9 protein-coding genes are annotated in these 12252 nt (G+C 42.2%); 7 read left to right on the forward strand and 2 right to left on the reverse strand.

The genetic code is table 11. The annotated features are described in order from the left end of the window. The first annotated feature begins 84 nt into the window (after positions 1–84). Positions 85–1518 (forward strand): gluconate:proton symporter, encoded by a 1434-nt coding sequence (locus K0335_RS00840; protein ID WP_046081520.1) that lies wholly within the window; start codon positions 85–87, stop codon positions 1516–1518. A gap of 149 nt (positions 1519–1667) precedes the next feature. After that, positions 1668–2909: a bifunctional glucose-1-phosphatase/inositol phosphatase gene (agp, locus tag K0335_RS00845; RefSeq protein WP_104919642.1), complete on the forward strand. Its 1242-nt coding sequence runs from the start codon at positions 1668–1670 to the stop codon at positions 2907–2909. A 93-nt stretch (positions 2910–3002) separates the two neighbouring features. On the opposite strand, the gene K0335_RS00850 is transcribed toward agp, so the two are convergent. Both K0335_RS00850 and wrbA read right to left on the reverse strand, forming a co-directional pair. Next, entirely contained in the window at positions 3003–3230 is a 228-nt protein-coding gene (locus K0335_RS00850) for a YccJ family protein (protein WP_001143120.1), read from the reverse strand. 20 nt (positions 3231–3250) lie between these two features. Further along, positions 3251–3847: an NAD(P)H:quinone oxidoreductase gene (wrbA, locus tag K0335_RS00855; protein ID WP_001151432.1), complete on the reverse strand. Its 597-nt coding sequence runs from the start codon at positions 3845–3847 to the stop codon at positions 3251–3253. Between the two features lie 361 nt (positions 3848–4208). Between wrbA and K0335_RS00860 the strand changes: the two genes are divergently transcribed. The 5 genes from K0335_RS00860 to bcsA all read left to right on the forward strand — a co-directional run bounded on the left by K0335_RS00860 (position 4209) and on the right by bcsA (position 12190). Then, positions 4209–4382, forward strand: coding sequence for a general stress protein (locus K0335_RS00860; RefSeq protein WP_001273659.1), 174 nt, complete (start codon positions 4209–4211; stop codon positions 4380–4382). Positions 4383–4597: 215 nt separating this feature from the next. Continuing rightward, a complete protein-coding gene (gene rutR / locus K0335_RS00865; protein WP_000046883.1) occupies positions 4598–5236 on the forward strand; it encodes an HTH-type transcriptional regulator RutR in 639 nt (212 codons plus the stop codon). Positions 5237–6322: 1086 nt separating this feature from the next. Next, entirely contained in the window at positions 6323–8671 is a 2349-nt protein-coding gene (locus K0335_RS00870) for an EAL domain-containing protein (protein ID WP_104919643.1), read from the forward strand. A 4-nt stretch (positions 8672–8675) separates the two neighbouring features. Further along, on the forward strand, positions 8676–10016 hold the full coding sequence (locus K0335_RS00875; protein ID WP_176913002.1) for a GGDEF domain-containing protein: 1341 nt from the start codon (positions 8676–8678) through the stop codon (positions 10014–10016). A 68-nt stretch (positions 10017–10084) separates the two neighbouring features. Beyond that, a complete protein-coding gene (bcsA, locus tag K0335_RS00880; RefSeq protein ID WP_219393690.1) occupies positions 10085–12190 on the forward strand; it encodes a UDP-forming cellulose synthase catalytic subunit in 2106 nt (701 codons plus the stop codon). Positions 12191–12252 lie beyond the last annotated feature (62 nt).

The following is a 12252-nucleotide window of genomic DNA, read 5'->3' on the forward strand; positions in this document are numbered from 1 at the left end:
ATAATAACGAGGGGGGATATTTTCTGAGCTGTCCAAATACATCGGCTGATATTGAAAGTCGATTCGATGGGGTTAAGGAGTTATATGAGTGACTCAATGCTCGCTGGTGGTTCGCTAACCAGACAAAATATCACTAAAAAGAATGTCATTATTGGCTTGTTGTTGATTGCCTTTTTACTGACCGCGTTCTGGTGTCAGGGGCGTCCAGGTAATGAACTCGGGCTGCTTGGTTTTACACCACTGGTGGCGTTAGCGGTGCTCTCGTTGATAGGCGTCGATATTGTTCTGGCGGTTATTTCATCGATTATTATTGCGATGATAATGACCTCCACCGGGTTACCTGAAATGGGCACCATGCTGGCAAAATCGACAGGATCATTTATCGCCACTGTTGGTCTGATCATTATGCTTGGCGCCGGTGTCGGTGAAGTGGCAACACGTACCGGAGCCGCCGTTGAACTGGTCAAATTTGTGGTACATCGTATCGGGCTTTCCAGCCAGACACGGGTCAAATTTGGTATCGTCGTGTCATCCATTCTCATCTGTGGCGCGCTGGGCACAATGGCAGGCGGCAACGCCATTATTGTCGCGGTGATTATTCCTGTCGCGGCGGCAGTACGGCTGACACCGCCTACGGTGGCTGCACTGATGATGACGGCGGGGTCAGTGGGATTGTTTACCGGGCCATTTACTCCCAGTACCGTGACGATTTTACAACTCGGCGGCCTGACTTATCCGCAATACCTGATGTACGTCGGGCTACCAATGAGCGCCGTGACGTTATTTGCTGGCTGGATAATGGCCGGGCGAATTCAGAAGATGACGGAAGGAAAATTACACTACGAAGTGGATCTCTCAGAGAAAACTCGGGAAGAAGAGGATCCTGCCCGCGATCGTCGTCGCAAACTCAGCGCCCTGGCATTTGCTGCAACCATCATTGTGATGGCGGTTATTGGCGTAGTGATAAAAGCAGGTTTTAGTTTTGCTATTATCGTTATGCTGTTGGTGGCGTTAATCACCGGGCTGGTGGGCGGATTAAGCCCAACCGGGATCTTGCAAGCGCTGTATAAAGGTTGTGGCAGACTGGTGTGGATGTTTCTGCTCTACTGGTTGTATAACCCGATTCTGGAACTTATGGATAGCCTGCAGGCGTATCAGGGATTGCTCGAATACACCCAACCACTGTTAACCGGGATATCTCCGGCATGGCTTTGCTTTTGTATTTTTGCCTTTAATATTATCGGTCATGTGCCCGGCGCTGCTGTTGCTCAGATGACCTTTACGCACAAAATATTTGGTCCGATGCTGATGGCTGCGGGGGTGCCACCTCAGGGAACAACGGCAGTATTATTAGCCTCATCGCAAGTGGACTGGTTTGGGCCTTTCCCTTCATCGGATATGTTTGGTCAAATGGGGCTGGCGCAATCTACTCACCTGAAATATATGCTTTATAACGGTTGGGCTATTGTCATTGCCAATATCATTCTTTTTGCCTTGCTGTTTCAGGTATTAGTTTAACGATACAAACCAGGCGATAGCGCGACTACTGTCCGTTATCGCCTGACGGTTTCCCGTCTCGTCATCTGTCAATTTGCGAACCTGTTCCCGGAAAAATGTCATATTTCTGTCACACTCTTTAATCATTGATGACAAAAGAGGTGCGAGGAATGAAAAAAACAGTAATCGCCGCAGCTGTGGCAGGGATGGTTTTACTCTCTTCGAATGCGCAGGCACAGACCACACCGGAAGGCTATCAGTTACAACAAGTCTTGCTGATGAGCCGTCATAATTTACGTGCACCGTTGGCAAATAACGGCAGTGTGCTGGAACAATCCACACCGAATAAATGGCCGCAGTGGGACGTTCCCGGTGGGCAACTCACCACCAAAGGCGGTGTGCTGGAAGTGTATATGGGCCACTATATGCGTGAGTGGCTGGCAGAGCAGGGGATGGTGAATTCGGGGGAATGCCCGCCGCCTGACACCGTTTATGCCTATGCCAACAGCCTGCAACGTACCGTCGCTACCGCACAATTCTTTATTACTGGCGCATTCCCTGGGTGTGACATTCCGGTCCACCACCAGGAAAAAATGGGCACCATGGACCCAACCTTTAACCCGGTGATCACCGATGATTCTGCCGCATTCAGTGAGCAGGCGGTGGCGGCAATGGAGAAAGAGCTCGGCAAACTCCAGCTTACCGACAGCTACAAGCTACTGGAAAAAATCGTTAACTATAAAGATTCTCCTGCCTGTAAAGAGAAACAGCAGTGTTCGCTGGTGGATGGTAAAAACACCTTTAGCGCGAAGTATCAACAAGAACCGGGCGTTTCCGGGCCGCTGAAAGTCGGCAACTCGCTGGTAGATGCGTTTACTTTGCAATACTACGAAGGTTTCCCGATGGATCAGGTGGCGTGGGGAGAGATCAAATCAGATCAGCAGTGGAAGGTATTGTCGAAACTGAAAAATGGTTACCAGGATAGCCTGTTTACTTCACCGGAAGTGGCGCGCAATGTTGCGAAACCACTGGTCAGTTATATCGACAAAGCGCTGGTGACAGATCGCGCCAGTGCACCAAAAATCACTGTGCTGGTTGGGCACGACTCAAACATTGCCTCTCTGTTAACGGCACTTGATTTCAAACCGTATCAGTTGCATGACCAGAACGAACGCACGCCGATTGGCGGCAAAATCGTTTTCCAGCGTTGGCATGACAACAAAGCTAATCGCGATTTAATGAAAATCGAGTATGTGTACCAGAGTGCGGAACAGTTGCGTAATGCCGATGCGTTAACGTTGCAGGCTCCGGCTCAGCGCGTGACGCTGGAATTAACCGGCTGCCCGATAGATGCCAACGGTTTTTGCCCAATGGATAAGTTTGATAGCGTGTTGAATGAAGCGGTGAAATAACAGAAAACTCCCCCGTGAGGAATGAACTGCACCTTAATCAGTTGGGTGCCCAGCTTTTGGGGCGCAATTCAGAGAAACGGGGGAGGTTCAGGATTAAACGTTTTTACGTTCGATGGTCTGTTCGCCCCAAAAAAGCGAATCTTTATCGGTTTTAGCAAAGGCTTTGACTAACACTTCATCGCTACCTTCTTCCCAAATTTTCTCCGCCATTTTTTCGTCATACCCGGCGACTTCAAAAATGGCCTCGGCTATTTCCGGCGACGTATTGCGCAGAGATGCCCATTCACCGACGTGATGAGCTTTCGCTTCTTGAGTTGGCATGCGTATCCTCCTGTTGAAGATTAGCCGTTAAGTTTAACTGCCAGACCAGCGACATATTCCCCTTGATAACGAGCAATAGACAGTTCTTCCTGGCTGGGCTGGCGTGAACCGTCACCGCCTGCGATGGTGGTTGCGCCGTACGGCGTTCCGCCACGAACCTGCGAGACGTCAAATAATTCCTGCGCTGCGTAGCCAATAGGGACAATCACCATGCCGTGGTGCGCAAGGGTCGTCCAGGTGGATGTGATGGTTTGTTCCTGACCACCGCCAGTACCCGTGGAGCTAAAGACGCTCGCCAGTTTTCCGTACAGTGCGCCGGAAGCCCACAGGCCACCCGTCTGATCCAGGAAGGTACGCATCTGGCCCGACATATTGCCAAAGCGGGTCGGTGTACCAAAAATAATGGCGTCGTAATCTGCCAGTTCTTGCGGAGTTGCAACGGGGGCAGTTTGCGTTTTACCGCCTGCTTTTTCAAATAATTGCGGCGGCATGGTTTCCGGTACACGCTTAACGATAACTTCTGCGCCATCGACTTTGCTTGCGCCTTCCGCGACGGCACGCGCCATCGTTTCAATATGTCCGTACATGGAATAATAAAGCACCAGAACTTTAGCCATTTCTAACCACTCCTCGTGTTATCTCTATTCCGTAGCGATTCGCTACCACTCTTTTAAAGATAAGACGTCCTTTTCAGAGTGCAAATTTCACAACCACTTATTTGATTTATAACAATTTTCACAAGCGCGTAAATTTGTCGCAAAATGATACATTTTTATCCCATAGCGTTTTTTTAATCATAAGAGTAGGTTATAGGTGATTATTCGAAATGATATTAATTCTTGCTAAGAAGCTATTGCAGGATATTACCAAACGCCGACCTGTCCGCGTCACTTCACTAAGCTTAGTCCCACGTAGCGAAAATATGGCAGCCGCCATACGCCGCGTTCAATCCATGCAATATGATGACGGAGGTCAGTGATGGCAAACCATCGAGGCGGTTCAGGCAATTTTGCAGAAGACCGCGAAAGAGCATCAGAAGCAGGTAAAAAAGGTGGACAGCACAGCGGGGGGAATTTCAAAAATGACCCGCAGCGCGCATCTGAAGCAGGAAAAAAAGGTGGCAAAAGCAGTCACGGTAAGAGCGACAGCTAGCCAGGCTTAGTTAATGACGAATGCGTTTTTGTCTGAAGAGCGTCATTAAGCCACCACCGCCGGTAGCCCCGGCGGTTTTTTTGTCTTTAAATTCAACAACTGTTCTCTGTTGCCCGTTCATAAATTCTGCATTCAGCTGCAATCTGAATGCAGAAGGTCGAGGCCGGACAGGCCTTTTGCTATCCTGTTGCCCATATGAAAAGAGGGGAGAGCGCATGGCACAAGGCGCAGTGAAAGCAACAGGTAAACGTTCGCAGGCAGTGAGTGCGAAGAAAAAAGCGATCTTAAGCGCAGCACTGGATACTTTTTCACAATATGGTTTTCACGGCACCAGACTGGAACAGATTGCCGAGCTGGCGGGAGTGTCGAAAACGAATCTGCTTTATTATTACCCGTCAAAAGAGGCCCTTTATATTGCCGTGTTACGTCAGATCCTTGATATCTGGCTGGCACCGTTAAAGGCGTTTCATGAGGATTTTGCACCGCTGGCAGCGATTAAAGAATACATCCGCCTGAAACTTGAAGTTTCCCGTGATTATCCTCAGGCATCGCGGCTGTTCTGTATGGAAATGCTGGCAGGTGCGCCGTTACTGATGGATGAATTATCGGGTGATCTCAAGGCGTTGATTGACGAGAAATCGGCGTTGATCGCGGGGTGGGTGAATAGCGGCAAACTGGCGCCGATCGATCCGCAACATCTGATCTTTATGATATGGGCATCCACTCAGCATTATGCTGATTTTGCCCCTCAAGTGGAGGCAGTAACAGGTGCAACCCTGCGTGATGAGATATTTTTTAATCAGACTGTTGAGAATGTGCAGCGGATTATTCTTGAAGGCATTCGGCCTCGTTAGGGCTTAATCATAAATTACAGAAAGCAGGCATATGTCTGCTTTTTTTTATATCCTCGAAAAGTTACAAGTTGCAGCCCGGTATATTTTATTTAGTGAAAGAGATGAACTTTTAAAGCGTCGATTATTAAAATTTTAATAATGCCATCATATTAACGCTTAATTTTTAATAATTTTAGATATTGGCGTTTTTTGTATCTGGGTGATAATTTAAATTAAACTGATAATGTGAGTGATTAATTTCATTATTATTGTAATTCAGTCTGATGGTGTTGAAGAAACAAGCGATACTGGCTAATAAACAAACAAATTCATTCGGTGATTAATGCTTTATTTTGATTTATATCAAGATTTACAATTTTCATTGATTAAGATTAAGTGACTAAGCATTGTGTAGTTATCGTTTATAATATGTCACATATGCAAGATATTTTAGTGATATATTCTAATTTGTTTATGTCTGTCAACATAAAAAGCCATACAAAATCAACATAAAAGGAAAATGCTTATGTAATCAATGGCTTCACATTGCAGAAAGTTAAAAATAAAATGTTGGGTCAAAGGATTTATCAGGCTGTCATATTCTCCGTTTGAAGTTACCCGATCACTCTTTGTAGTGAAGAAGCTGTTTATTAAACATTGTAAGTCATATTTTAACCATGACGGGGCTTTTATTGCACGACTGAAGGTTAAAATATCACCACAGCATACTCATGTAACTCAGCGGTAATTTACCAGGAAAGTATTACTCCTTCCTCTCCTGCCAAACATGGATCGTTTAATTCAAATAAATATCTAACGGGACCGGCTCTTAATTGCATAGCCAGAGCCTGACTGTTTGTACCCTATATCTCATTTCGTTAAAAACACGAAAGGCGGTAGCGTGGGCGTTATTCAGGTTAACAATCGTATATGGGAACAATTAATGATGTTTAATGTCACATGGGTTACAATTTAGATCATTGAATAAGAGAATAAACGACTAAATAGTTCGAATTGCAGTCGCAGTACCTGCAACTTGAAGTGTGTGGGATATAAAAATTATCTTCTTAATATAGTTTCCAGCATATCATTTAGAACTCATCATTTATGTATAGTATTTCCGAAAAAGTTAACTCCAGTTTCAAATTCGCAATTACTGTCGCCATTGCTGTTTATATTTTGCTGAGTCTTTTTACTGCCTTTGACTTTCACAAAAAAATTGCAGAAAGTTCTTCAAAGAATCACCAGGAATTATTACGGAACAATTTACGCAATTATTTTTCAAAAGTAGAAAAAGAAGCTGATGCGCTAAAAGATGCACTTTATCTGTTACAGGATGAAGAAGAGATCAAACGTGCATTAATTCATCGTATGGCAAAAATAGAGGGCATAAATCTGGTTGGCCTGATGATGAATAATGGTAAATATTATAGCTTCATTCGCACGCCCGGTGGTGAAATAAAATTACAGGCGAAATTTGTCCCTGGCAGACCACTGACTGGCGCCGATGGTGAAGTAATTGATGAGAACTTTAACCCTCTATCTCGTCCGTGGAATGACATTCCTCCAGGTGCGGTTAGCAAATGGGCATCATGGTACGATTGTTATGGTATGCCCGGTAAAAAATGCTTTACATTCTCTTTGTCTCCTTCAGAAAATGAAAAAAACAATTTTGCAATCAAACTTATTCATTTGGATCTGGATGAGAAATATTTGACGAATTTTTTAAATGCTCAGGGGAAACCAGGCGATATTATCTTTTTAGAAAATAATGGCCGAATTATCGGCGGGAATGAGGAATCAACGCTACATCTTATCGTTAAAGATACTAATGGTGAATACAGAACCAGTAATGATACTGATGAGTATCTTGAGAAAGTCATTATATTACCTAAACTTCCTGATGTTAAATTTCACTATTTCTATGCTCTTAACAGTAAGTTATCCTATCTGAATAAAAGTTTTGTCTTAATGTTTATGAGTGGAATTGTCTGCTTCTTTCTGCTCTGGTACATCATCATTGTAATTACCCGAAAAATTAGTGGTGAGTCAGGTAAACTGGTGCGTAATCTGGAACATTTAGGCAATTCAGTCTACAAGGAAGATAAAGTAGATATTTCAACCGAAGATAGCCGAGAAATTGTTGAACTTAAGAAAATTATCAATACCATTGGTGAGAAATATAAAGAAAGAATTGAACGTATGTTAAATTTGGTTTCCTACGAACAGGGGACCAGTTTTTATATCAATACAGCGGTTATTGAAACCAATAACAAAGATTATGTTGCAGCAGGAATGATTTGTCTTTACGGGCTTGAGTTTGCTGAAGCCATTTATGGTAGCGAGAAATACAATGCTATTATTAGTGAGTTAAAGTCGAAAATCTCTGCAAAATATTCATCTCACTGTGATATTATTAAAATATCAAACGACAGATATTTATTGCTTTGCTATACAGATTGTGAAGAATTTATTTCTAACTTCTCAATTCTTAATCTCCCGGAAAATATATTTTGCCTGCGGAATATTTATGTGCATAAAACAGCACTTTGTGAAACCTTTTCCGGGAAAGATGTGTCTATATATGAAGGTAAATTAAAATTAGCGATGACAGCTATGCGCGAAAATAAACAATCTGAATTTCTGTATTATGATGATATTAAACTTCACGAATTAGATCAAAAGGTATGGGTGGCAAGCAATATAAAACAGGCAATCAGCCGTGGTGAATTTTATCTGGTGTATCAGCCGATCGTTAATATCGACAGCAACGAAGTCGTGGGAGCGGAAGCGCTGTGCCGGTGGAACTCAGCTGAGTATGGTTTTATCTCCCCGGCTGTATTTGTGTCTATCGCTGAAGATATTGGACTGATTAAAGAGCTAGGTGATTATATACTTGAGAATGCTATTCGCGAATTCAGCCAGTTCAGTAATGAGTATGTGATTAGTGATGATTTTTTATTGCATATTAATGTTTCTCCCTGGCAGTTAAATGACTTCGATTTTCATCATCGTGTTTTGCAGTTGATTAAAGATTTCAATATTAATGCCGGACAAATTTGTCTTGAGATCACTGAATCAGCAGTAAAAGAGATTAATGACAGCTTTTATAACAATATTATTGTGTTAAAAGGTAACGGTATCAAAATTGCGCTGGACGATTTTGGTAGTGGGCTTGCTGACTTGAAGAAACTCTACAAAGTTAAACCCGACAGTATCAAAATCGACTCCGAGTTTACTTCCGGGGTATTTGATGAAACCAACCGGATAGTATGGTTTATTTCCAGTTTTGCCCGAGAAGAAAATCTACCCGTTATCGCTGAAGGTGTGGAAACAGAACATCAGGCAAAAGAATTACAAAAATTGGGCTTCTCACAGGTACAAGGATACCTGTATCAAAAGCCGTTACCATTCTCTGAATGGCATATCGATAGCAAACCACAGAAAAGAAGTTAAGACAATGTTTAAGTATAAGAATAAAGCAGCAGGTATTAGTGTGCTATGTTTTGTTTTTATATCAGCGATAACATGTACGCTATATACTGAAAATGTTAAGAGTAAAATAAACGCCGTAAAAACGGCTATTGTGGATAATGGTCTTTCTGTTGCCAATGTGTCAGAATATCGGCGTGCTGTCGCGACTAACTTATTAGATAAAATTAATTCTAACCCAGAAGATTTTTTGAACCACATTCGGCAAAGTTATGCAGAGCAACCTGCTCCTGGCTATTTGTATGATATAGGTCCATTTTTTATTAATAATGATCATTGTATCAATATTACCATGAAAGGTGGTGATTATTGCAAAGAAATAATGACTGCTTTCAAAGTTAATAATCACCACCAGATTGGTATTATTAAATTTTCTGGAAAAGGATATGCCTATTATCAACACCCGGTGGGTTACAGAATGTCATTAATATTCGTTGTTGATCCTGAACGTTATCTTTCGCTGATGAAATTACAGACTGAAAAAAGACAGGATTTATTTATCTCATTATATGATATCAACGATAATGAGAAACGAATAGCGGGAGACGATTTCTTAATTAGCGACTCTATTTTCCCCATGTCTGCCTCTACACGTGCCTTATCGTATGTTCCTGACATGATGTTTATTGTGGCCTACAAAAAAAGTAAATATTTCGCCATCTGTTTTATTTTGATTGCAATCTCAGCCGTGATTACATGGTTGATTTATCATTATCATGTCAAATTGTTAAGCAAAATTCTCTATCGCGGACAACTTGAAAAAGAGGCAATTTTATCAAATCAATTTCATGAGATTAGAGGTGAAAATATATTTTTCTCACCAGGCGAAATTAATATGATCCGCGATATTTATGATTTTGGTGCCTATGACAGCCTCACTCGTGCTTCTGTGCGTCGTATTTTCGATAGTGATATTAACGACTTGAGTGAAAATTTCGGCTTTTTATGTTTGTTTGATGTGGATAAATTTAAAGTCATCAATGATAAATTTGGTCATTTGTTTGGTGATGAAGTGCTGATTAAACTGGTAGGTCTGATTAAAGAACAATTACCATGTGATAAAGGCGATGTTTATCGTTTTGGTGGCGATGAGTTTGCAATTATCTACCGCGATAATGATTTAAACGCCTTGCTACACATGCTTAGTCATATTGTCAGATTCAGGATGGGGGGCTTGAATTGTAGTTGCAGTATTGGCATCGCCAGTACTGAGGAGTGTGGCAACAATATTGAACGACTGAAAGTGATGGCAGATGAACGGTTATACAAAAGTAAGAAGAACGGCAGGGCACAGATTACCTGGCAATAATCTGTAAAAATGATGCCGAAATTGTTTCAAATCTGAAAGGAAGTCATTTAAATCCAGGACTAATTGATGTGAGTATAAAATATAAACCACATTATCATAAATTACTTCTGCTGGTTATTATAACGCTTTGTATAATCTTCATCTCGCTGATTGAGCAACCACTTACTCTTTATCAACAGACGTTTTTATCTACCATTATTTGTTTTGCGGTCCTGCTGATCAATTTTGGCAAAGGAAGATTTATTACGCTTTTCTTGATGGGTATCGGTATTTTGATCTCATCACGTTATATTTTCTGGCGGATTTCAACCACCTTAATATGGGATAAATATCCCGATATTTTCTTCTCGTTAACGCTACTGATTGCCGAGATCTATGCTTGGGCCGTGTTACTGCTGGGTTATTTTCAGGTTTGTTTCCCACTTAACCGCGAGAGCTTGCCATTGCCAGCAGATCCAACACACTGGCCATCGGTGGATATTTTTATTCCAACCTATAATGAGCCGTTGTCAGTGGTGCAAAACACTGTTTATGGTGCATTAGCGATGAACTGGCCAGAAGATAAAATCACCATCTGGTTATTAGATGACGGAGGTAGAGACGCGTTTCACCGTTTTGCCGAGGAAACAGGAATTCGTTATGTAGCCAGAAGCACTCATGAACACGCGAAAGCAGGAAATATTAATCATGCGTTGAAGCTGGCGAAGAGTGAATTTGTCGCTATTTTTGATTGCGACCATATTCCTTCGGTATCTTTTTTGCAGCGAACAATGGGCTGGTTTTTAGCCGATGAAAAACTGGCGATGATGCAAACGCCACACCATTTTTTCTCTCCTGATCCTTTTGAAAGAAATTTAGGGAAATTTAGACAGAAACCTAATGAAGGTCATCTGTTTTATGGCTTGATTCAAAATGGTACTGATACGTGGAATGCCTCGTTCTTCTGTGGCTCTTGCGCGGTTATCCGTCGTAAACCGTTGGATGAAATTGGTGGGATTGCCGTCGAAACGGTGACAGAAGATGCGCATACATCTCTGCGTTTGCATCGTCTTGGCTACAGTTCAGCGTATTTGCGCTATCCATTAGCTGCTGGTCTTGCAACTGAAACATTATCGGCACATATCGGGCAACGCATACGTTGGGCGCGCGGCATGATACAAATTTTACGTATCGACAACCCGTTGTTGGGAAAAGGCCTGCAACTATCTCAGCGTCTGTGTTATCTCAGCAGCATGATGCATTTTTTGTCAGGCGTACCACGACTAATTTTTCTTTGTGCACCACTGTGCCCCATTTTTTTCTCCGTAGGGCTTATCGATGCTACTGTCACCGATATTATGTCCTATGTTTTGCCGTATCTGTTTATTGTGGTATTGATTAATTCACGGATTCAGGGTAAATACCGCCATTCGTTCTGGAATGAAATTTATGAGATGGTGCTGGCATGGTATATTACGCTACCGACACTGGTGGCACTAATTGCCCCGGCGAAAGGGCGTTTTAATGTCACTGCCAAAGGTGGATTGATCGCCAATAAATATGTGGACTGGCAGATCTCATACCCATACGTTATTTTTGCTATTTTGAATCTATGTGGTCTGATAGCAGGCATAATTCAGGTTAGTGAGTTAAATGGTGAAGCGGCACTGTTAAACACAATATGTTTAATGTGGCTGGTATATAACACTATTATTATTGGCGCAACGCTGGCAGTTTCTATTGAGCAAAAGCAAGTGCGTGTTTCGCCTCGTATTGAGGTCGCGTTTAGTGGTCACTTGTTGCTGACGAATGGCACACGACACCCTTGTTCGGTAATCGATTTTTCTGAGGGAGGATTAGGTATCACGCTTCATAGCAGGCTGGGTAATCGGAATATCGAAAAAAATAAACCAATGACCTTATATTTACATACTGGTGATGAGGAGTGCGCGATCCCTGTTGAAATTGTTCACGCGTTTAAAAATAAAATTGGTTTGAAAATATTGCCTATGACGCATAAAGAACATATCGATTATGTACGGGCAACTTTTTCGCGAGATAATCTCTGGAGTGACTGGCATAATAGCCTTCCTCGCGACAAAATTTTAAAAAGCTTTTTGACTATTTGTTGGGTTTCTCTAAAAGGTTATTACCAGTTCTTATTATTTTTAATTTCTCCGATGAAGAAGAAATGACTATTTAATTTCTTCTGTGTTCATAAAGTCTCTTCACTGTTATTAGTTTTTAAGATTTCTGA

Origin of the sequence: Escherichia sp. GZ89, from assembly GCF_019366485.1 — a bacterium.
GTDB classification, from domain to species: Bacteria; Pseudomonadota; Gammaproteobacteria; order Enterobacterales; family Enterobacteriaceae; genus Escherichia; species Escherichia fergusonii.